Below are 21,525 nucleotides of genomic sequence, written 5' to 3'. Positions count from 1 at the left end.
AACTTTTTCTTTTTTCTTATTTTATTTTGTTTTTTCTAATTGTTCTATTGTATGCAACTCCAAATCTATGAGTTTCATCTCTAACGTGTTGTAAGATTTTCAAAGAGGGTTTGCTCTTTGCAATGACAACAGGGTTTTTGTTTTTTGGAATATAGACTTCTTCATTTTCTTTTGCCAATGAAATACAAGGGAGTTTCAATCCAAGGGACTCTAAAGACTTTGTAGCAGCACTAAGTTGTCCTTTACCGCCATCAATTACTATCAAATCAGGCAATTCAGAATTTTCTTCTAACAATCGATAATATCTCCTCTTGATTATCTCGCCAATCATAGCAAAATCATCTCTTCCAGTGACAGTTTTGATTTTGAATTTTCGATATCCAGATTTGTTTGGTTTTCCATTAACAAATTGAGCCATGGAGCCAACTGCAAAGTCTTCTCCATGATTAGAAATATCAAAACATTCAATGATATTTGGAATTTCTGGAAGATGCAGAATGTCTTTTAGTTCAACTAGACCAGGGTCTCCACCTTTAGTATGAATAAGTTTGATATTTTTTAGAATCAGATTCACAATGTCTTTTTTCTTGCCTTTTGTTGGGACAGATATTTTTACAGTAAATCCAGATTGCTCTGAGAGTAAAGATTCTAAAAGTTTTTGATTCTCAGGCAGTTCGCTAACAATGATGTGTTTTGGAATTTTATGGGTGGAATAATATTGGTATAAGAAATTTGAAAAGGAATTATCACCCACCAGATCAAAAAAGAATTTGTCGCTATCACGAATTACTCCGTTAATCATTCTAAAATTCATTACAGTGGCAGACTGATCTTGAATTCCAATTCCAAAATATTCTTCATCAGAATTTTCTACATATTCCATTTTTTGTTTTGTTTGAAGGCTTCCAAGTCTAATCAAAGTATCACGAATGTCTTTTGCACGCTCAAATTGCTGTAATTCGGCAGCTTGATGCATCTCTTCCTCTAATTTTTTTGTAAAAATTTTTGTCTGATTCTTTCCTTTCAGTACATCTTCTAAGGCTGCAACATGTTTTGAGTATCTATCCTGAGCATCTTTAAATTCACAAGGGCCTTCACAATTTCCCAGATGGTATTCAAGGCAGACTTTTTTGGGCAAAGTTTTACAGATTCTAATTTGAAACGCCTTACGTAGCGCTCCTATTGTTAGTAATTTTGAACTACCCTGAGTAAAAGGACCAAAAGTTTTTCCTTTTCCAAGAAATTTTCCATCTCTAGTGCGTCTTGCAACTAATAATCTAGGATATTTCTCATCAGATATTCTAAGGTATGTGTATCGTTGTTGATCTTTTAATTCGATATTAAATCTAGGACGATATTTTTTGATCATGTTTGATTCTAAAAGAAACGCCTCACTTTCATTATCAGTTAGAACAAATTCAATATCAGAAATATTTTGAACGAGTTTTTGTGTTTTGTAATTTTGATTTTTTAGAAAATATGACTTTACACGTTTTTTGAGATTCTTTGCCTTACCAATGTAAATTATTTTTCCATCAGAATCTTTCATCAAATAGATACCAGGATCAGTTGGAATTGTAATCTCTGAAATAGTAAAAGTCATTTTTTAACTAATTTCTTTAGGTATTTCCCAGTATAACTTCCAGGAGCTTTTGCAATGTCTTTTGGAGTACCTGTAGCAACAATTCTACCACCCTCATCACCACCTTCAGGACCCAAATCAATTATCCAATCTGAATTTTTAATGACATCCATATTATGTTCAATTACAACTACAGTGTTTCCAAGATTCACTAGTCGATTTAAAACCTCTAATAATTTTTGAACATCAGCAAAGTGCAGTCCGGTTGTGGGCTCATCTAAAATATACATGGTCTTTCCAGTACCTCGTTTTGATAGTTCTGAGGCTAGTTTAACTCGTTGAGCTTCACCACCAGACAGAGTTGTTGAGGATTGTCCAAGTTTGATATACCCTAAACCAACATCATAGATTGTTTGTAATTTTCTTTTAATTGCAGGAACATTCTCAAAGAAGTTTAATGCCTCATAGACAGTCATGTCTAAAACATCTGAAATGTTTTTTCCTTTGTAAAGAACAGATAATGTTTCAGAGTTGTAACGCTTACCTTTGCATTCATCACATTTTACATAAACATCAGAAAGAAATTGCATTTCAATTTGTTTTACTCCATCTCCATCACATGCAAAACATCTACCATCAGCAACATTGAATGAAAATTGGCCAGGGGCATATCCACGTTCTTTAGATAATTCAGTATTTGCATATAATTCTCTAATTGGTGTAAATGCACCAATGTATGTTGCAGGATTTGACCTAGGAGTTCTTCCAATCGGAGATTGATCAATTGCTATAACCTTATCAATATTTTCCAGTCCAACAATCTTCTTGTGATTTCCAGGTTTTACATTAGATTTGTAAAAATGACTCTCTAGTGCTTTAAGCAAAATATCATTGATTAAGGTAGATTTTCCAGAACCAGAAACACCAGTAATTGAAACAAAGAGACCTAAAGGAATTTCAACATCAATGTCTTTGAGATTATTTTCAGATGCCTTTTGTACAACAAGAGTACCAGAATTATTTCTAATTTTATCTTGTAAAGTGATTAACGAGTTATCTTTGAGATAATCACCAGTTACAGATTTGTGACCATTGAGAATTTGATCAACTGTTCCTTCAAAAACTACGCTTCCACCATTCACACCGGCACCAGGACCTAAATCAACCATCCAGTCTGAATTTCGTATAACTTCTTCGTCATGTTCTACCACAATGACAGTATTTCCAAGATTTCGTAGTTTATTGAGCGTTTTAATTAATCGTGCATTGTCTCTTTGATGAAGGCCAATGGTTGGTTCATCTAAAACATACAACACTCCAGTAAGGTTAGAACCAATTTGAGTAGCTAATCGAATTCTTTGAGATTCACCACCAGACAATGTAGAGCTCAATCTGTTTAGAGTAAGATAATTCAAGCCAACATTCATCAAAAATTCTAATCGTTCTTTAATCTCTTTTAGTACATCTCTTGCAATGTATTGTTCGTTTTCAGTTAGTTTCAGTGTAGAAAAAAAATCATAACAATGATCAATAGATAGATCACAAACATCCATAATTCCTTTATCGTTAATTTTTACTGCAAGAGATTCAGGTTTTAGTTTTTTTCCATTACATGCATTACATGGAGTGTCCCTCATGAATTGTTTTAACCACTCACGTTTTGATTCAGAATCAGTTTCCATGAAAACACGTTGAAGGTTAGATAATACACCTTCAAAGGCATTGGTGTATTGCCATGAAGAGTCACCTGATTTTGAACGATAATTAAAATCAATCAAATCATCAGTGCCATATAAAATGATTTGAAGATGTTTTGGTTTTATTTTATTTATTGGAGTCATTAAATCAAAACCAAATTTTTTCCCAACTGCTCTTAACGCTTGTCGTCTAAATGAAGAAAATCTTCCACTCCAAGGAACAATTGCACCATCTAAAATAGACTTTGTTTTGTCAGGAATTACCAAATCAGGATCAAATTCCATCTTGACACCAAGACCATTACATTCTTTACACAAACCAAAGGGAGAGTTGAATGAAAAATTTCTTGGTTCTAATTCACCAACAGTCAATCCACAATAAGGACAAGCATTGTTTTGAGAAAAGATTTTTTCAGATTTTTCTGATGCAATCATGACATCTCCTTTTGAGGCCTTTATTGCAGTCTGTATTGCCTCAAATAGTCTTGAACGCTCGGATTTTTCAGTAGTGATTCTGTCAACTACAATCTCAATATTGTGCCATTTTTGCCTATCAAGGGGAGGAATCTCCTCATCTAGGCTCAAAATATCACCGTTTAGACGTATTCTTGAGTATCCATCCTTTTTGATCTGCTCAAATAGTTTCTCATAGGTTCCTTTTTTTCTTTGAATAATTGGAGATAAGACTAGGATTTTTTTGCCTGAAAATTCCCTTAGTATAGAATCACAAATAGTTTCAATTGATTGAGTCGAGATTTTTCGTCCACAATTTGTACAATAAGGAATACCTATTCTTGCATAAAGTAATCTCATATAATCATAGATTTCAGTGGTTGTTCCAACCGTGGAACGGGGATTTTTACTAGTTGTTTTTTGTTGAATAGAAATTGCAGGTGACAATCCTTCTATAGAATCAACATCAGGTTTGTCCATCATCTCTAAAAATTGACGAGCATATGCAGAAAGAGATTCAACATATCTTCTTTGGCCTTCAGCATAAATTGTATCAAAAGCCAAAGTAGATTTTCCTGAACCAGACAATCCACTAATTACAACTAATTTGTTTTTTGGAATGTCAATGTCAATGTTTTTTAGATTATGATGACGTGCACCACGAATTTTTAATTTATCTTCGGTCATTTTTGATTTGAATCTCCTTTTCTAGTCTTTTTATTCTATCTCTACATTCAATTGCACGCTCAAAATCCAAATCTTCAGAGTATTTTTTCATCTGAGATTCCAAATCAATAATATCAGTAGCAATGTCATGTGTTGATTTTAGTTTTGAATCATCAAGTGTTGTTACTTGTTCTGGAACAGATTTTATGATTGTCTTTGGAGTTATGTTATTGTCTTTGTTGTATTTCATTTGTTTTTCTCTACGGCGCTTTGTTTCATTCATTGCATTTTTCATTGATTGAGTAACAGTATCAGCATACATAATGACATGTCCATTTTCGTTTCTTGCAGCCCTTCCAAAAGTTTGAATCAAACTAGTAAAATTTCTAAGAAATCCTTCCTTATCAGCATCCAGTATTGCAACAAGAGATACCTCCGGAATATCCAATCCTTCTCTAAGTAAGTTAATTCCAACCAGAACATCAAATTCTCCAAGACGTAATTGTCTGATTAGCTCAGTTCTCTGTAACCCTTCAATTTCAGAGTGCATATATCGTACACGGACCTGTTTTTTTGATAGATATTCAGCCAAATCTTCGGCCATTCGTTTGGTCAAAGTTGTAACTAAAACACGCTCAGAGAAGGCTACTTTTTTGTTAATTTCTTGAATCAAGTCATCCATCTGATTCTTTGTAGGTCTAATCTCCACTTTAGGATCAAGGAGTCCAGTAGGTCTCACCAATTGTTCTGCAATATGAGAGGAGATTTTCTTTTCATATTCGGCAGGAGTGGCAGAGACAAAGATTGTGTTTTGAATATATTTTTCAAATTCTTCAAATTTTAGCGGACGATTATCATATGCACTTGGTAATCTGAACCCATATGTTACTAGTTCTTTTTTTCTAGAATGATCACCTTTGTACATGCCATGTAATTGTGGTAATGTAACATGAGATTCATCAATTACTAAGAGGTAATCATCTCCAAAAAAATCCATCAAACAAAATGCCTTTTCACCTGCTTTTCTCCCATCAAAATGCCTAGAATAATTTTCAATGCCAGAGCAATATCCTAATTCTTCAATCATTTCCAAATCATATTTTGTTCTCATTTCAAGTCTCTGTTTTTCCAATTCATTTAATTCAGGTAGACGTTTCTTAAGTTCGTCTTTAATTGATTGGACTGCTTTTTTTCGAACATCTTTGGCTATAAGATAGTGTTTTGCAGGAAAAATTTTCATTTGATTAATTTTCTTTTTTTCTTTTAATGAAACATGATCAAGTAAAGATATTTTTTCCACCTCATCACCGAACATGGAAATTCTCACAAGATCTTCAGAGTATGCAGGAGTAATGTCAATGGTGTCACCTTTGACTCTAAAGTTTCCAGGAGCCACTTCAGTATCATTTCTTTCATATCGAGCATCAACTAACTGTCTAATGAGTTCATTGCGCTTAATTTCATCACCAGAATTTACAGTGATAGCCAGGTCTTCCCAGTCTTTAGGATTACCTAGAGAGTAAATGCAAGAAACAGTAGATACGATAATTGTAGGCTCACCTGAGAGCAGCATTGCTGTTGCTTCTAATCTCAGTTTTTCGATTTTCTCATTTATCTGAGTGTCTTTTTCAATGTAAGTATCAGTTTGTGGCAGGTAGCTTTCAGGCTGATAATAATCATAGTATGAAACAAAATATCCAACATTGTTTTTTGGAAAGAATTGTTTTAATTCAGAATACAGTTGTGCTGCCAAGGTCTTGTTATGAGATATGACCAGGGTGTTTTTTCCAGTCCTAGCAATAACATTTGCAACAGAGAATGTCTTACCACTACCAGTAACACCCAGTAATGTCTGAACAGTTTTGTCTTTTACACCACGAACTAGTTGATCAATTGCTTGAGGTTGATCACCTGTAGGGACATATTCAGATGCTAATTCAAATTGAGTTATTTGCTCCAACAGGTACAATCCCTAAAAACTGAATTTAAAGCAATGGTGATATCAAAAACTACCAAACGGGTTCATCAACCATTTTTAGGCCATCAGGAGTTTCCTCAAAGCCCATAATTTTCAGGGTTTGTTTAGAGGTAGGAGAGTTTCGTTCTAGTATTTTTTGTGCTAAAATTTGTCTAGAATCAGATCGCATATGTTGTCCAATTTTGTACTTTCCTTTGATGGAATCAGGAATTACTTTGATTACTGCAACCTCATCTAAAACTAGATCATTACTTTGTATTGGAATGTAATTACCTTCGGGTTGATACTTTTTCATTAGTTCATTGAGTCCAAGTGCTTTTTCCTCATCATCTTCAACAAAAACTGCTTTTCCTTTGATAACCACACTAATGTACAAAGTATCGGCTTGAGACGCATCAGTTGGATGAGAAAAATACGATGGAAGAAATTCCAATTCCCTATCAACTTCAAATCCAACTTTGTTATTTCTTGAGATATTATCTAATTTTTCACCTCTAGTATACGAATGCATGTAAATCGAATCATTTGCAAATGCAAAATTCATAGGGATGATTTGAGGATATCCATCAGCATCAATGCTTGCAATTCTTCCAACATGTTCTTCAGAAAGAAATTCCTTTATCTTTTCATAGGATTTGATTTCAAGACGTCCTACTAGTTTCAAATCAGTTGTGATTCGTGAGTTGATCTAATAAACTAAATGTAACAATGTATGCCAAAAAGTATGCGAGATCCATACCTTGATGAATTGAAAAACGATTTTAATAAATACACAAATAATTTAAAAAAATTAAAAAAGAAACTTCTAAAGACAGAATCACCCCAAGAACAAGAGAAAATCATCAAGCAAATTGACAACATTGCAAAACAAATGGAAAATAATCAAAAGCAATCAACAAAAGTCACAAAATCAAGAATCAAAGAGAGACGATTAAAGAAATAATCTAATCTTCTTCTTCAAGTTCTTTAGCTAATTCCTTGATTTCTAAAATTTTACAAGACAATTCATCACATTCAGTTTGATATTGATTCATATCAACAAATCACAAAAAATATCAAAAAAACAGAAACGTCCTAAAACTTGACTTTATTCATTCAATTTTTTTATTAAATAAAATCACTTAATTTAAGAGAATTTTCAACAGAATTCATGATAGAGTTTGATGAAGAACGTGATGAGGCTACAAATCAGGTTTTAGATATTCTTGAAGAGTGGGGAGCAGAGTCAAAGTTCATCTGGTTTAGAGAATTACATAGAATTACAGATATCGATAAAGGGCTACTACGAAATATTCTCAACGAATTAAAAAAATCAAGAGAGATCAAAGAAATGCACGGTACAAACAACAGAATATTTTTCTGCATGAGAAAGTACTACATCAAATGTAGGGATGTTGAATTTAGATTCAAAGGAAAAGAGATAATGCTCAGAGATGGAAGCAAGACAAAGATTATTGCAGGTGCAACAAAGGCAACTGAACGAACTAGAAAAAGATTAGAAAAACAGAGAAACAAACGTAGGGCAAAGTCATTTACAAAAGCAAAAAACAAGAGACCTCACAAATCATAAAGAATCTTCTGCTTGTCTTCTTGCAAAATTTGATTCAGCTTTTTTCAGTTTGGCAGATTCGGCTACATCTTCAGTCATGTCATATAGTTGATGTAATTCCATATTAGGAACCAAAGCATTTTCTTTTTCATCTTCTAGTTCAAGTTCCAGATTTGCCAGAATCTCGACGTTTTCTTCTAAAATATCAAGACATTTCTTTACAGATTCAGGAAGTTCATCGTCCATGATATACTGTAAAAGATGGTAAAGTAAATGATTTTCTATAGGTTATAGAAATGAACGCCTTATTGTTTGGCTTTTTCTCTTAGTGCAGGCATTACATGGCTTGCAAATTTATCAATAGAGCCAAAGTAATTCTTACCCCAGAATCTAATTACAAAGTGATTAACACCTGCGTCCATAAATCTCTCAAATGTTGGAATGATGTCATCAGGAGTTCCGACTGCAGTTGAAGAACGGGCTACAGGTTCAGGAATCTTTGTTGCAGCCTCTCTCATCTTTACAATCCAATCTTGGTTAGACATTGAATATTCTGTAAAGTATTTTCTAAAGTCAAAGCCTTCAATTTCTTTTAGTCCATGTACACGAAGAATTTCTGGTTTAAACAAACTTACTTTTACTGCTTCTTTCATTCTTGCCCATGATTCTTCTGCATCTTCAGAAAAGTAGACATCAATATCAAGTGCATATTGGAAATTGTCTTTTTCTTCTTGAGTTCGATTGTTTTCATCCATAGATTTTTGAATTTGTTTTGCATGATCCTCAAACAGTTCTGGAGTATAACCAATGGGTAACCAACCATCACCAAGTTTTCCTGTTAATGCAAGTGTACGGGTACCACCAGAAGCCATGTATGTTGGAGGACGTGGTTTTCTAATTGGAGGGGCTTGTAAACATGCACCTTCAAGTTTGTAGTATTTTCCATCGTAATCGACGGTATTATCTGGAGTTGATTTGTATAATGTATGAATAGTTTCAATTTGTTCTTCCCATTTTGATACTGGTTTTTCAAATGGAATACAGAACTCTTTTAGATTTTGCGCTTCACCAGCACCAATTCCCAAAATTGCTCTTCCCTTTGAGACTCTATCAAGAGTAATTGCAGCAAGTGCAATGTTTGAAGGGTGTCTTCTAATTGCATCAGTTACACATGTTCCAAGTTCAACATTATTTGTAACTGCAGCAATTGCAGAAAGCATAACCCAAGGGTCCAACACAATAGCATTTTTCCATTGTGGGACATTGGTGTGATCCATATAGAAAATTGAATCATAGCCTGTTTTGTCTGCAAGCATACATGCTGTTAAGATTTGATCTTCAGTATATCCGGCTCTTGCGACATTTAGGCCGTTTTGAATACCAAATTTGAGTTTCTTATCAGTCAAGTACATTTACGTCGAATCATTAGAATAAAAAGTTTAATCAAGCTGCCAATTTCGCAGTTTATCAAGAAAATAGAAAAAAGGTAAAAAATTTGTGAATTTTTTACAAATTGCCTGCTTTGATATCTTCAAGACATTTTATGACATCGTCCTTTGATATTGGAATTGGGTTTGGATCCAAATGTCCTTTATCAGTCATTACGACATCAGCAGCTTCAGAAACATCAGCTTTGAGTTCTAATTTATCAAATCCTAGTTTATCCATTGCCTCTTTGAATCTGTCATAGAAGATTGATTTGTTATGTTTGTGAGCAACTGTGGTACAGGATGAAAGAGAGTAACCATGAGGTACACCTTCATTTGAGAACACATAGGACAAAGCATGTCCAAGAGTTGTTGAACAATTACCAAATCCCATACCAGACAACATTGAACCGTAAGGATAGTTTTCTGGTTTGTCATTCATAATTGCATCATAAAGAATCTCAAATGCTTGTTTACACAGAGTTCTAGTCAAGTCATTACCAAGTTTGCTATCATAGCCCTCAGTAGCTTGAGCACATGCATCACAGACAGAATTTTTGATGACTTGTTCAGGAGTACCATCCATGAAATATGAATCGACTACTGCCATGTCAGCTAAGAATCTGTCTTCACGTAACAATTTCTTTTTTCCATCAAATTTGAGGACACAATAAGTTGTCATTTCAGCTCCAGTTCCAAAGGTTGTTGGAATCAAGATCTTTTCTTTTTTCATCTCTGGTGCAGCATATTTTACTACATCCATAGAACTTCCACCACCAAGTCCAATTAGAACAGATGGATCTTTGTCTTTGAATTGTGAAATAACAGCATTGACATCATCAATTGATGGTTCAGGTTTTACTTGGTCATACAGCATATAATCCTGAATTCCCATTCTTGCAATCCATTTGTCAGAAAGTTCTGGAGGAACTGTTGTGACAATTAATGCATTTTTAGGATATTCTGTTTCACCAAGTGCATTTTCTCCAAAGTTGATAACTTTTGGAATGCGTACTGTTTGCATAGATCACCAACATCATTGATTATTATTATATCTTGCATTATTGAAGAAGAGTATGATCATTCAAAATTTTGAAGAGTTAGCAACAACTGATAAGAAGAAAGATTGTCTGGAGATTTTAGAATCAGGACTCAAGGCAGCAAATCCTGAAAATATAATTTCAAAATATGTCACACCTGAAAATATCAAAATCAATGATAAAATTATTGATATTACAAAATATTCTAACATTTACTCAGTTGCATTTGGAAAGGCAGGAGATTCTATGACAAGAGCACTTAATGCAATAATTCCAATAAAGAGTGGAATCATAGTAATTCCCAAAGGCTCAAAATCAATTATCAAGGGCAAAAAATTCCAGATTTTTAATTCCAGACATCCTGAGCCTGATCAAACTAGTGTAAAAGCAGCAAAAGAAGTCATGAAATTTGTTCAAAACAAAAAAAGTGATGAACTAATAATTTTCCTAGTTTCTGGAGGGGGTTCATCACTTTTGGCCATGCCAAATGGAATTACATTAGATGACAAAATCTTTGTAACAAAATTATTACTAAAATCAGGAGCGTCAATTCAAGAATTCAATTGTGTTAGAAAACATCTTTCAAAAATCAAAGGAGGAAGATTAGTTGAGAACATGAAATGCCAAGGGGTAAGTTTGATAATGTCAGATGTTGAAGGAGACGATTTATCATCTATTGCCTCAGGGACAACATATATGGACAATACAACATTTTCAGACGCATTAGAGATTTTAGAAAAATACAAACTAAAAAGAAAAACACCAATTGAGGTTCTGCAAGTTTTAGAGAAAGGATTAGAAGACGAAAAATTAGAAACTCCAAAAAAACATAAAATTGAAAATCAGGTAATAGCAAACAATAATGATTGCCTAAAAGCAATGGAGATAGAAGCTAAAAAGAAAGGTTACAAAATCAAAACATTACAAGTATTTGGAGACATTAAAGAAGCAGTGATAGAGATTTTGAAAAATATTTCAGAAGACCAAAAAACATGTTTGCTCATAGGAGGAGAAACAACAGTGAAGGTTTTAGGCAAAGGTATGGGAGGAAGAAACCAAGAATTAGTATTAAGACTTTTGAAAAATACTCAAAAATTTAAAAAAATAGTTATTGCATCAATGGGAACAGATGGAATTGATGGGAACTCTGTTTTTGCAGGAGCAATTACTGAAAACACCAAAGTGGACCTAAACACAATGAAAGAATTTCTTAAAAATAGTGATTCAGGTAGATTCTTTCAAAAGCAAAAAAGTAGTATTGTGACGGATTTTACACATACAAATCTCATGGATATAGGCGTGATTTTGAGGTAAATTTGGGGTTTTAGATTACTGATCTTTTAATATCACAATGACGTATTTTATGCAGAATTACTTTGCTAGAAAAACAATTCAATCCAGATGTTCTGTATAACAGAATAGTTCATTTCTATATTGATAAAAAAGGATACACAAAGGAAAAAGCAAATGAAATTGCACAGTTAGTTGTACAAAAAGAAGCACAGAGAAGAATTTGTAAAAATGACCAGTGTAAACATTTTTCACATGATCATATTAGAAATTCAGAGACGTGTCTAGTTGCAGATTGTGATTGTCATGGATTTGTCAAGTAAAGTCATCTAAAGAATTTTCAAGTAATGGTTGAGCATTAATTCCAATTTTTTTCTTCAAATGTTCTGCAAACTCTTCAACAAATCCATGTATGGTGTAAACTTGTTCTGCACCAGATTGAACTACCATATCTACTAGTTCATTAAAATCACAATGATCACTCATCGGAATAGAGTAGTCAGTTCTCCTTCCAAATGAAAACTTTGTTGACTGTGCCCATCCACTAAATCCAATTGTTACTGCACCATATTTTGATTTCATTTCTTGAATGAATTTACTTTTACTTGACATCATAGGTGCAACCATAATCCAAGGCTTTCTATCCAATAACCCATTTTTTTGGGCCTCAGAATGTCCAATGCCATCTTTTAATTCAACACCAAACTTCTGATGAAGAGAATTCATTTCTTTTACAGAATCATGAAAATAAAGTGGGCCCCAATGTCCAAATAACTGAGTTATAGTTTGAGCCTTTCCTAACTGATACCCCATCAAAATTACAGGTATTCCTTTGCCATACAATTCTGAAATTAACTCATTTACTTGTTTTTGAATTTCATCCATTTTTGGAAAAACAAATTCAGGCAAACCAAAGGTGCATTCAGTAATCAATGTCTTGCATTTTGGGATTTTTGCACCCTGAAGGAACCCCCTATTTCGAGTACAGATATCGCCAGTATAGAAGATATCATCAAAAAGAAGTCCTTTTGCTCCAAGAATATGTCCACTATCAATTAGAGAAAAATCATCAATAGATTCAACATGATTCTCCATTTTGAATCCACGTAGATTAGCAATTTCACTGGTTTCAATTGAAGCTAAAATCGTGCCACCATTTTTTGATGGAAGATGATCAGCATGAGCATGAGATACAAAATTTATCCCTGCAGCATCAGCGTTTTTTGGATCTAAACATACGCGTTTGTCATTTACCTCACACAGGATACCATTTTTTGTCATCCTGACTTTTCTAGGCAACGGAATTCATCAAAATAAGATTTGATATAAATTGCAGGTTTGATCTACTGTTGACTAGTTGCTAAATCTTGGAATTTTAATCTCAGGTCGCGGGAGCAACATGGAATCCATACTAAAGGCAATTAAGAAAAAAAGAATACCTATCAATCCAGCTATAGTTATTTCAAACAAACCAAATGCAAAGGGTCTGAAAATTGCACAAAAACTCGGAGTAGATGTTGAAGTTATAGAAAGTAAAGGATTCAAAGGAAGTAGAGCAGAGTATGATAAAAAAATAATTAAAACCCTAACTAGATACGGAGTTACGCCAAACAATGGATTGGTATGTTTAGCAGGGTTTATGAGAATAATCAGTCCAGAATTTGTAAAAAAATACAAAAACAAAATTATCAATATTCACCCAGCATTATTGCCATCATTTCCAGGCCTTGATGCACAAAAACAGGCATTAGAATATGGTGCAAAGTTCTCAGGCTGCACAGTACATTTTGTTGATGCAGGGATGGACACAGGTCCGGTGATAATCCAATCAGTAGTTAAAGTAAAAGAAAACGATACTGAAAATTCATTATCAAAACGAATTCTAAAAGAAGAGCACAGAATTTATCCTGAAGCAGTTAATCTGTTTGCAAGAAAAAAGATCAAAGTGTCAGGTCGCAGAACAATAATTAGTTAAGAATCAGGACCACCAAAAAAATACAGGACTTTTAGCTCTTTTGTGTTTCCATGAAAAAAGTGCTCAACATCTTTTGCAACAAAAAATAATTTATCTTTTGAGACTTTGTAATCTTTATCTCTAATTCGTAGAAATCCATCACCAGATATGACGTAATAAACTTCATCACTTTCATGAGGAGTTTGAGTGTCTTCTTCACCAGGTTGAAGAACTAGGACTCCAGCAGCTAAACTGTCTCGATTAATAAAAGTATGAAAATAATCACTACTGTTTTCAATTTTTTCTAGATACGTAGTTAAATCAAATTCTAGTTTCAATTTACTCAGCAGCTACTGTGTATGTTTTTCTTTGAGGAGGTTCACTCATGAAAGAATGTCCCTGAGGATGGAGTTTTTCATGTTCTGGACTATTATGCATTTTGATAAAAGTCTCCTTACTTTCATGCTCTACAACAATTCTATAACTACCATCAGTAGATTTTAGAAATTTTCTAGATTTGAATCCAGGAAAGTTTGCTAAAACTTTGTTTGATTCTGAAAACCAATTTTTAAAATCTTCTTCAGCCCCATCTTTGAGTTGAACGTCTGCGATCATTACAAACATAGTATGACTAGAAAAAATGACATTAAATTTCTTTTCGAAGATTTCCACAGTAGAATTCCAAGAATTAAATATCTACAAATCAAAAACATACTATGACAGGAACTAAGATTGATGGTAAGATAATTGCACAGTCAGTTAAAGACAGAGTGAAAAAGGCAGTCGAAGAATTAAAGACTCAGGGAATCAATCCGTGCCTGGCAACAGTTCTCATAGGCGACAATCCAGCATCTGCAACCTATGTTAGAAACAAGCACAAAGCATGTGAAGAGGTAGGAATTGCTACAAAAGACCACAAACTTGATGCAAATACAACTCAAGTTCAACTTAACGAGATTATTGAAAATTTGAATAATGACAATTCAGTTCACGGCATCCTTGTTCAACTGCCACTACCTAAACAACTAGACGAATTTATTACAACATCACGGATTTCACCCCTAAAAGATGTGGATGGACTAACTCCTCACAATGCAGGTTTGTTAGCAATGAAAAAAGCAGCACTTGTGGCATGCACACCGTCAGGGGTAATGGAGATGTTTGATTATCATGGAATTGAATTGGAAGGAAAAAATGTTGTATTAATTAACAGAAGCAATCTTGTAGGTAAACCACTTTATCATTTGTTATTAGACAAAAACGCTACGGTCATCACATGTCATTCTAGAACCAAAAACTTGACAGAGTTATGTAAATCAGCAGATATTGTAATTACAGCAGTTGGAGACAGAAACAAATTCACATTAACTTCAGATATGATTAAGGAAGGGGCAATAGTAATCGATGTTGCAATATCACGATTCCAAGAAAAATTAGTAGGAGATGCAGATTATGAAGACATTATTCAAAAAGCATCTTTTGCAACACCTGTTCCAGGAGGAGTTGGACCAATGACAGTTGCAATGCTTTTAAAAAATACAATAACTGCAGCATCATTGAGTAGCCAAATTGGAAGATAACCCTGAAAAAAAATCACTAAGAAATCTTCTTTTAGAAAAAAGAGATAGAACGTCATTTGATATGATGAAAATTGCTAGTGAAAAAATTAGTAAAAAATTGAAAAAAATTGGACTGTTCAAAGATGCTCAAAAAATTGGTGCGTATTATCCAATTGGAAGTGAAGTTCTTACTCAAGATATTATTCAAGAGTTACTAAGTAATGGAAAACAGGTTTTCCTACCAAGAGTCTCAGGAGAACAGATGGATTTTAAGAAAATAAGGGATTTTTCAAGCCTAGAAAATGGTAGTTTTGACATTATGGAACCAAAAATAGAATGCAAGACAGAAAATAATTTAGACGTAATTTTAGTGCCAACAGTAGGCATCACCCCAAAAGGAATCAGATTGGGATATGGTCATGGATTCTATGACAAGTTTTTGGTAAATCATAAAACAATCACAATATCTTTGACTCTGGAAAAACAAGTTGTAAAAAATATTCCAAAATCAGATCATGATGTATTGATAGACTGGATTGTTACAGAAGACAGAATTATAGAAACTCAGAGGTAATCTAAGCCTTTTTTGCCAATATCTTTTCGGCAAAATTTGTGTGGCCAAGAAATCTTTTCAGATGCAGCATATGCATTAGTAATTGCAGATTCCAAAGTATCACCTAATGCAGTAACTCCTAAAACACGGCCCCCGTTTGAAAGAATTTTTCCATTAGTTTGTTTTGTTCCAGCATGAAAAACATATGCATTATCTGGAATAGAATCAAAACCGGTGATCTCTTCGTTTTTGGGATAAGATTCAGGATATCCTTCCGAAGCTAAAACAACACATACAGAATACTGATTCTTCCAAGAAATTTGAGGCATTGATGACAAGTCACCGTTAGCACTTGCAACAAAATAATCATACAAATCAAAATTCATCCTCATTGTAATTGGTTGACATTCAGGGTCACCCATTCTAACATTGTATTCTAAAACATATGGTTCATTGTCTTTTAGCATTATTCCAGCATAAAGAAATCCTTTGAATGTAATTCCTTCATTTTTCATAGATTGTATTGTTTTATCAATGATTTTTTCTTGTATTTTTTTTGCCAGGGTTTCGTCAATTATAGGAGTAGGAGAATAAGCACCCATTCCGCCGGTGTTGGGACCTTTATCATCATCGAAAATTCGCTTGTGATCTTGACTAGAAGCCATCGGAATGGCGATATTGCCATCAGAGAGGGCAATGTATGAAGCCTCTATTCCATCAATTCTTTCCTCAACGATTATCCGATTTCCAGCATCACCAAATGTTTTTTTTATCAAAATTGTTTGTATTGCAGAAATTGCTTCATCAGGACTATTACAAACAATTACACCCTTTCCAGCAGCCAAGCCATCTGCTTTGACTACGACATTATAATCAAGTGACTTTACATAATCTTGAGCTTTTTGAGCATCATCAAATATTTCAAATCTAGCAGTAGGAATGTTATTTCTTTTCATAAAGTTTTTTGCCCAAATTTTACTTGATTCAAGTTGTGCAGCATCTTTTGCAGGACCAAAAATTTTGAGGTTTTTTTGAATAAATTTATCAACAATTCCTGCAGCTAAAGGGGCTTCAGGCCCCACTACAGTAAAACAATTATTTTTTTCAGCAAAATCAGCAAGTCCATCTAAATCATCAACATCAATTGGAATATTGTTTTTTGTTCCTCCGTTTCCAGGAGCAGTAAACACAGTATCAACTTTGGGGCTTTGAGATAATTTCCAGGACAAAGCATGTTCTCGTCCTCCAGAACCAATTACCAGTACATTTACCAACACAAATTATTTTTTACTCAATTATATAATCCAAGTCTCATAAAACCAATTTAGCTTTATAATGCCACAGATCTACCAAAAGCCAGATGGAACTTTCCACGAAATTTGATGCAAAAGCAATTGAGTCAGAAATTAAAGAATATGTGAAATCAATTGATTTAGAAAAACAGATTTTCGCATCAGACAAACCTGAAAAAATAAGATTCATTGAAGGACCTCCAACAATGAACGGTATTCCTCATGCAGGACATCTTAGAGGTAGAGTCATCAAAGATTTGTGGTATAGATACAATACACTTCAAGGGAAAAAAATTGAGTTTAATGGAGGATGGGATACTCAAGGACTCCCTGTGGAATTACAGGTAGAAAAAGAATTAGGAGTAACAGGAGGAAAGACAGAAGCCATAAAACAATTTGGGGTAGAACGAATTGTTTCTGAATGCAAAAAAGTTGTTGAGAAATACAACAAAACATGGGTCAAAGTAGACGAATTACTTGGAATGTCATTTAATCATGAAAAAGCATATTGGACTTTTCGAGATGAATTTATTGAAAGAGAATGGCAAGTACTAAAAAAAGCATATGAAAATGGGATTTTAGAAGAAGACTTTACAGTTATTGCATATTGTCCTAGCTGCCAAACATCTCTTAGTCATGCAGAAGTTAATCAGGGATATGAGGAAGTAAAAGACCCATCATTATATTATAAAGTAAAACTGGTAGATGAAGATGCATTTTTGATTGTATGGACTACAATGCCATTTACACTAGTAACTGATGCAATGGTAGGGTTACAACCTGAAGAAGATTATGTTTATGTTAAAGTAGAAAATGAAACTTGGGTTGTTGGAAAAACAAGACTAGAAGAATTCATGACAGAGGTGAAAATTGAAGAGTATGAAATTGAAAAAACAGTCAAGGGTTCAGAATTTGAAGGGAAAAAATACATTCATCCATTATTGAATTTAATTCCAGAATTAAACGAATGTTCTAAAGCAGATAATTTTCATGTTGCAGTATCAGAATCATTCGTAGATGCAAGTACAGGTAGTGGTCTTGTACACCTATCTCCAGCAAATGGTGAGGAAGATATCAAAATTGCCAATAAGAGAAAAGTCAAAGTTTTCAGTCCCATCGATGACGAAGTAAAATTCACAGCACAGGCAGGAAAATATCAAGGAATGTTTGTCAGAGATGCAGACAGAACAATTGTAGAAGATCTAAAAGAATGCAATGCTCTAGTAAAAATTGGAAAAATCAAACACAAGTATCCTCTTTGTTGGAGATCACACCATCCAATCGTATGGCTTGCAAGAAAAGGTTGGTTTTACAAATTAGATAGATTAGATAACAAAGCAATTGATGCAGCTGAAAGTGTAGAATATTATTTTGAACAACCAAAAAACAGATTCCTAGGAATCATCAAAGAAAGACACCCTTGGTGTATTTCAAGGGAGAGGATTTGGGGATGTCCATTGCCAGTATGGACATGTGAAGAATGTAATGAAAGAAACTGGTTTTTCACAAGAAAAGAAATTGTTGAATCTGCAAACAATCTTCCTGATGGCCCAGACTTTGAACTACACAGACCATGGATTGACAATATTACAATAAAATGCAAAAAGTGCGGAAGTACAAAAACAAAGAGAGAAGAGTATGTCTTAGATACCTGGCACAATAGTGGTTCTGCACCATATTCATCATTAACTGATGAAGAATATTCAAATGAAATTCCTGCACCATTTTTTACTGAGGGAATTGATCAAACTAGAGGATGGGCATATACGTTACTTATTGAAAATGTAATCTTAAACAACGGACCGATTCCACCATACAAGTCATTTTTGTTCCAAGGACATGTGCTGGATGAAAAAGGAGGCAAGATGAGTAAGAGTAAAGGTAATGTTTTGGAAGGAATAGAGTTACTAGAAAAATATCCTGCAGATTTGATTAGATTTTACTTTATGTGGAAAGCAAGCCCAATTGAGCCACTAAGTTTCAGTACAGAAGAGTTGATGTCAAGACCATATCAAGTAATCAACACGCTATTCAATTTGCATTTGTATTTTAAACAAAATAGTCAATATGATAATTTTGATAAATCAAACACAGTAGAATGGGCAAAACAAAAGAATTTGTTAACATCACCAGATATTTGGCTTTTATCAAAACTTCAAAAATTGATTCTAAAAATCACAGACCGAAATAATTCATGCAAGTTTCATGAGGGTGCAAAAGCAATTGATGACTTTATCATTAACAATCTAAGTCAAATTTACATCCCAATTACAAGAGGGGAATTATGGGACGAGGATGAGGAGAAAAAAGAAAGGCGACTAGCAATTTATGCAGTGTTAGCCGAAGTTCTAAAAACACTAGATATTTTGATTCATCCATTTTGTCCATTTACTAGTGAGCATCTGTATCAAACAGTTTTTGATGGAAAACAAAGCATACTACTTGACAAATGGCCAAAATCACAAGAGTCACTAGTAAATGAAGAGATTGAAGAGTCATTTGACATAATGAAAGATGTGGTATCTATTTCATCAGCTGCAAGAATGAAAGGTAAGCTAAAAAGAAGATGGCCATTAAATGAAGCAAAGATTTGTGTAAAGGAAGGTCTAAAAGCAAAGTTAGAATCATTGTCAGAATTACTCCAATCTCAACTAAATGTAGAGAAATTTAACATAATTGAAACAGAGAAAGAATCAGGATTAGAACAAATTTTAGAATTAAAGCAATTAGGATTGCCTGTAAAACCAATTATTGAATTAGAAAGAAAGAGAATAGGACCAAAAGCAAAACAACACATGGGAAAACTAGTTGCAAAATTTTCTGAAACAAATCCTGAAGAAATAATTTCAGCATTACAAAAAGATTCAAAATTTGATTTTGATATTGATGGTGAAGTTATTTCATTAGATAACGAAGACTTTGTAATAGATTTTGATGCAGATGAAAATTTTGCAGTATCAAAAAGAGATAGTTATGTAGTGTTTATCTCAACATCACGAAACAAAGAGATGATGGCAAAAGGATTGATCAAAGATGTTGCAAGAAGATTACAAACTTTAAGAAAAGAGAGAGGATACAATCCAACAGATGTTTTAGGTGTAGCATCAATCCTTGATTTAGATGAAGAGTCACTTGAAATGATTAAAGAAAAAGCAGATGATTTGGCTTTCTTGGTGAGAGTAAAACAAGTGAACTTTACTGAATCATGTAAAGAATACAAAGATGATGATATAGATGGACAAAAAATTAGAATTTCAGTAGAATAACTCTAAAAAAATCTGATTGCAGTGCAAACTCACTTTTTATTAATAAAAAATCAAAAAATCAATCATATTCCAGAAGAGATTGGCATCTAGGTCCCCAACCAGTATTTTCTCCCATCTCTTCTGAGAATTATTTTCATTACAAAATGATATTTCTAAGAATAGATTTTTATGACAATCATAAAGTATTGGTACAATGTCAGATTCAAAACCACATCATGTTGTAGGTGTAGAATTTCTCAAGCAGAACGGTGTTGACGTAGATGAGTTAATTGAAGAACTCAAGAAAAACGCAGCAGTCGAATTTGTGGCATATTATTATTTCACAAACCTTCGTTCATTCTGTACAGGAATGGAAGGAGAGGGAATCAAAGGAGTAATTGAAGATGCCAGACTTGAAGATTTAAGCCATTTTGAGTCATGTATCGACAGAATCTTCCAATTAGGAGGAGAGTTCCCAAAAGACATTGTTGACTTTTGTAAATCAGCAGGTGCTGATTTCTTACAATCAGACAAGAGCACAACTCTAAATGAAATTTTAGAAAAATGTCTTAAAGCAGAACAAGGGGCAATTATTAATTGGAACAAAGTCTGTAAAATGACTCATGGAAAAGATCCTATGACATATGATATCGCACAAAGTATTCTCGCTGAAGAGATTGAGCACGAATCATGGTTCTTAGAATTACTTGACGGTAGACCATCAGGACATATGAGAAGAAGATATTCTGGTGAAAGACCACACACAAGTAAACATTCTAGATCACTTGATAGTCTCTAATACTTTTTCTTTCTTTTTCATTTCAAACTAGCTTTGAATGGCAACAAATAGTGAAAATACATTGTTTTATCACGGTTAAATAGAAAAATCACGTATTCTTAACATGGTAAAGCAGATTAGTCTTGATGCATGGCAAATTCAGCACTTAGCAGACTTGCTTGAAAAGGGTTCAAAAATTGTGGAGAAGACTAATCGTCCAATTGTCCTTTACAGACAAACCCTTGAAGAAGAAGAAGAGTCTTATGAAGAAATTGTATGTACATTGACAAAAGGGTATGTTATAGAGCAAATGGTGACATCAGGAGGAATCCTAGTCCCAAGTTTTCATCAACAATTTGTATTTACCATTGAAGAATACCCCCAAGAATTGTTGAGAAAAAGTAAAGATCGCTTTTTAGAAATGATTGATTTTCTTGATGAGCAATTGAGATAACGTCATAA

Annotated in this window: 21 protein-coding genes; 10 read left to right on the top strand and 11 right to left on the bottom strand. The window is 33.7% G+C overall.

Annotated elements, in window-relative coordinates; all coding sequences use genetic code 11:
- Positions 1 to 16: 16 nt before the first annotated feature.
- Genes uvrC through Nisw_RS07935 form a run of 4 tightly spaced genes read right to left on the bottom strand, consistent with a single transcriptional unit; the run spans position 17 to position 7,040 of the window.
- Positions 17 to 1,603: an excinuclease ABC subunit UvrC gene (uvrC, locus tag Nisw_RS07950; RefSeq protein ID WP_141978059.1), complete on the bottom strand. Its 1,587-nt coding sequence runs from the start codon at positions 1,601 to 1,603 to the stop codon at positions 17 to 19.
- Entirely contained in the window at positions 1,600 to 4,419 is a 2,820-nt protein-coding gene (gene uvrA, locus Nisw_RS07945; RefSeq protein ID WP_141978057.1) for an excinuclease ABC subunit UvrA, read from the bottom strand. The genes uvrC and uvrA overlap by 4 nt, the downstream gene beginning before the upstream one ends.
- Positions 4,406 to 6,358 carry an excinuclease ABC subunit UvrB gene (gene uvrB, locus Nisw_RS07940; protein ID WP_141978055.1) on the bottom strand — a complete coding sequence of 651 codons (1,953 nt, stop codon included), beginning with the start codon at positions 6,356 to 6,358 and terminating at the stop codon, positions 4,406 to 4,408. Before uvrB ends, uvrA begins: the two co-directional genes overlap by 14 nt.
- A gap of 49 nt (positions 6,359 to 6,407) precedes the next feature.
- Complete coding sequence (locus Nisw_RS07935; protein WP_141978053.1) at positions 6,408 to 7,040, bottom strand: pyridoxamine 5'-phosphate oxidase family protein; 633 nt, start codon at positions 7,038 to 7,040, stop codon at positions 6,408 to 6,410.
- A 60-nt stretch (positions 7,041 to 7,100) separates the two neighbouring features.
- Between Nisw_RS07935 and Nisw_RS07930 the strand changes: the two genes are divergently transcribed.
- Together Nisw_RS07930 and Nisw_RS07925 are read left to right on the top strand one after the other, a co-directional pair.
- Positions 7,101 to 7,319 (top strand): hypothetical protein, encoded by a 219-nt coding sequence (locus Nisw_RS07930; protein WP_141978051.1) that lies wholly within the window; start codon positions 7,101 to 7,103, stop codon positions 7,317 to 7,319.
- A gap of 207 nt (positions 7,320 to 7,526) precedes the next feature.
- Complete coding sequence (locus Nisw_RS07925; RefSeq protein ID WP_141978050.1) at positions 7,527 to 7,946, top strand: hypothetical protein; 420 nt, start codon at positions 7,527 to 7,529, stop codon at positions 7,944 to 7,946.
- On the opposite strand, the gene Nisw_RS07920 is transcribed toward Nisw_RS07925, so the two are convergent.
- The 3 genes from Nisw_RS07920 to Nisw_RS07910 form a co-directional block, all read right to left on the bottom strand.
- A complete protein-coding gene (locus Nisw_RS07920; RefSeq protein ID WP_141978048.1) occupies positions 7,941 to 8,171 on the bottom strand; it encodes a hypothetical protein in 231 nt (76 codons plus the stop codon). The two genes, Nisw_RS07925 and Nisw_RS07920, sit on opposite strands and share 6 nt — an antisense overlap.
- A gap of 59 nt (positions 8,172 to 8,230) precedes the next feature.
- A complete protein-coding gene (locus Nisw_RS07915; protein WP_141978046.1) occupies positions 8,231 to 9,337 on the bottom strand; it encodes an LLM class flavin-dependent oxidoreductase in 1,107 nt (368 codons plus the stop codon).
- 94 nt (positions 9,338 to 9,431) lie between these two features.
- A complete protein-coding gene (locus tag Nisw_RS07910; protein ID WP_141978044.1) occupies positions 9,432 to 10,376 on the bottom strand; it encodes an iron-containing alcohol dehydrogenase in 945 nt (314 codons plus the stop codon).
- A gap of 52 nt (positions 10,377 to 10,428) precedes the next feature.
- Between Nisw_RS07910 and Nisw_RS07905 the strand changes: the two genes are divergently transcribed.
- Both Nisw_RS07905 and Nisw_RS07900 read left to right on the top strand, forming a co-directional pair.
- On the top strand, positions 10,429 to 11,706 hold the full coding sequence (locus Nisw_RS07905; protein WP_141978042.1) for a glycerate kinase: 1,278 nt from the start codon (positions 10,429 to 10,431) through the stop codon (positions 11,704 to 11,706).
- Between the two features lie 62 nt (positions 11,707 to 11,768).
- Positions 11,769 to 12,005, top strand: a complete 237-nt coding sequence (locus Nisw_RS07900; protein WP_141978040.1) for a hypothetical protein — start codon at positions 11,769 to 11,771, stop codon at positions 12,003 to 12,005.
- On the opposite strand, the gene Nisw_RS07895 is transcribed toward Nisw_RS07900, so the two are convergent.
- Positions 11,998 to 12,963, bottom strand: a complete 966-nt coding sequence (locus Nisw_RS07895) for an exonuclease (protein WP_141978038.1) — start codon at positions 12,961 to 12,963, stop codon at positions 11,998 to 12,000. The genes Nisw_RS07900 and Nisw_RS07895 overlap by 8 nt on opposite strands.
- Positions 12,964 to 13,081: 118 nt before the next feature.
- Between Nisw_RS07895 and purN the strand changes: the two genes are divergently transcribed.
- Positions 13,082 to 13,657, top strand: coding sequence for a phosphoribosylglycinamide formyltransferase (gene purN / locus Nisw_RS07890; RefSeq protein ID WP_255430762.1), 576 nt, complete (start codon positions 13,082 to 13,084; stop codon positions 13,655 to 13,657).
- On the opposite strand, the gene Nisw_RS07885 is transcribed toward purN, so the two are convergent.
- Together Nisw_RS07885 and Nisw_RS07880 are read right to left on the bottom strand one after the other, a co-directional pair.
- Entirely contained in the window at positions 13,654 to 13,974 is a 321-nt protein-coding gene (locus tag Nisw_RS07885) for a cupin domain-containing protein (protein ID WP_141978034.1), read from the bottom strand. The two genes, purN and Nisw_RS07885, sit on opposite strands and share 4 nt — an antisense overlap.
- Position 13,975: 1 nt before the next feature.
- Entirely contained in the window at positions 13,976 to 14,260 is a 285-nt protein-coding gene (locus Nisw_RS07880) for an antibiotic biosynthesis monooxygenase (protein ID WP_141978032.1), read from the bottom strand.
- A gap of 92 nt (positions 14,261 to 14,352) precedes the next feature.
- Between Nisw_RS07880 and Nisw_RS07875 the strand changes: the two genes are divergently transcribed.
- Together Nisw_RS07875 and Nisw_RS07870 are read left to right on the top strand one after the other, a co-directional pair.
- Positions 14,353 to 15,216: a bifunctional 5,10-methylenetetrahydrofolate dehydrogenase/5,10-methenyltetrahydrofolate cyclohydrolase gene (locus Nisw_RS07875; RefSeq protein WP_141978030.1), complete on the top strand. Its 864-nt coding sequence runs from the start codon at positions 14,353 to 14,355 to the stop codon at positions 15,214 to 15,216.
- Positions 15,206 to 15,769: a 5-formyltetrahydrofolate cyclo-ligase gene (locus Nisw_RS07870; RefSeq protein WP_141978028.1), complete on the top strand. Its 564-nt coding sequence runs from the start codon at positions 15,206 to 15,208 to the stop codon at positions 15,767 to 15,769. Before Nisw_RS07875 ends, Nisw_RS07870 begins: the two co-directional genes overlap by 11 nt.
- On the opposite strand, the gene purD is transcribed toward Nisw_RS07870, so the two are convergent.
- Complete coding sequence (purD, locus tag Nisw_RS07865; protein WP_141978026.1) at positions 15,760 to 17,022, bottom strand: phosphoribosylamine--glycine ligase; 1,263 nt, start codon at positions 17,020 to 17,022, stop codon at positions 15,760 to 15,762. The two genes, Nisw_RS07870 and purD, sit on opposite strands and share 10 nt — an antisense overlap.
- A gap of 86 nt (positions 17,023 to 17,108) precedes the next feature.
- Here purD and ileS point away from each other — a divergent pair, with 86 nt between their 5' ends.
- The 3 genes from ileS to Nisw_RS07850 all read left to right on the top strand — a co-directional run bounded on the left by ileS (position 17,109) and on the right by Nisw_RS07850 (position 21,517).
- Positions 17,109 to 20,306, top strand: a complete 3,198-nt coding sequence (gene ileS, locus Nisw_RS07860; protein ID WP_141978024.1) for an isoleucine--tRNA ligase — start codon at positions 17,109 to 17,111, stop codon at positions 20,304 to 20,306.
- A 193-nt stretch (positions 20,307 to 20,499) separates the two neighbouring features.
- Positions 20,500 to 21,084, top strand: a complete 585-nt coding sequence (locus Nisw_RS07855) for a ferritin-like domain-containing protein (protein ID WP_141978022.1) — start codon at positions 20,500 to 20,502, stop codon at positions 21,082 to 21,084.
- A 103-nt stretch (positions 21,085 to 21,187) separates the two neighbouring features.
- Complete coding sequence (locus Nisw_RS07850) at positions 21,188 to 21,517, top strand: hypothetical protein (protein WP_141978020.1); 330 nt, start codon at positions 21,188 to 21,190, stop codon at positions 21,515 to 21,517.
- The last annotated feature ends 8 nt before the right edge of the window (positions 21,518 to 21,525 follow it).

This window comes from Candidatus Nitrosopumilus sp. SW, assembly GCF_006740685.1.
Taxonomy (GTDB): Archaea; Thermoproteota; Nitrososphaeria; order Nitrososphaerales; family Nitrosopumilaceae; genus Nitrosopumilus.
Note: the sequence above shows the minus strand (reverse complement) of the source record. Positions and strands in the feature narration are given on the sequence as shown.

Bases quoted from the DNA above. Each gene is read 5' to 3' on its own strand.
- uvrC (WP_141978059.1), bottom strand. From the start codon at position 1,603: ATGACTTTTACTATTTCAGAGATTACAATTCCAACTGATCCTGGTATC.
- uvrA (WP_141978057.1), bottom strand. From the start codon at position 4,419: ATGACCGAAGATAAATTAAAAATTCGTGGTGCACGTCATCATAATCTA.
- Nisw_RS07930 (WP_141978051.1), top strand. From the start codon at position 7,101: ATGCGAGATCCATACCTTGATGAATTGAAAAACGATTTTAATAAATAC.
- Nisw_RS07925 (WP_141978050.1), top strand. From the start codon at position 7,527: ATGATAGAGTTTGATGAAGAACGTGATGAGGCTACAAATCAGGTTTTA.
- Nisw_RS07920 (WP_141978048.1), bottom strand. From the start codon at position 8,171: ATGGACGATGAACTTCCTGAATCTGTAAAGAAATGTCTTGATATTTTA.
- Nisw_RS07915 (WP_141978046.1), bottom strand. From the start codon at position 9,337: ATGTACTTGACTGATAAGAAACTCAAATTTGGTATTCAAAACGGCCTA.
- Nisw_RS07910 (WP_141978044.1), bottom strand. From the start codon at position 10,376: ATGCAAACAGTACGCATTCCAAAAGTTATCAACTTTGGAGAAAATGCA.
- Nisw_RS07905 (WP_141978042.1), top strand. From the start codon at position 10,429: ATGATCATTCAAAATTTTGAAGAGTTAGCAACAACTGATAAGAAGAAA.
- Nisw_RS07895 (WP_141978038.1), bottom strand. From the start codon at position 12,963: ATGACAAAAAATGGTATCCTGTGTGAGGTAAATGACAAACGCGTATGT.
- purN (WP_255430762.1), top strand. From the start codon at position 13,082: ATGGAATCCATACTAAAGGCAATTAAGAAAAAAAGAATACCTATCAAT.
- Nisw_RS07880 (WP_141978032.1), bottom strand. From the start codon at position 14,260: ATGTTTGTAATGATCGCAGACGTTCAACTCAAAGATGGGGCTGAAGAA.
- Nisw_RS07875 (WP_141978030.1), top strand. From the start codon at position 14,353: ATGACAGGAACTAAGATTGATGGTAAGATAATTGCACAGTCAGTTAAA.
- ileS (WP_141978024.1), top strand. From the start codon at position 17,109: ATGGAACTTTCCACGAAATTTGATGCAAAAGCAATTGAGTCAGAAATT.
- Nisw_RS07855 (WP_141978022.1), top strand. From the start codon at position 20,500: ATGTCAGATTCAAAACCACATCATGTTGTAGGTGTAGAATTTCTCAAG.
- Nisw_RS07850 (WP_141978020.1), top strand. From the start codon at position 21,188: ATGGTAAAGCAGATTAGTCTTGATGCATGGCAAATTCAGCACTTAGCA.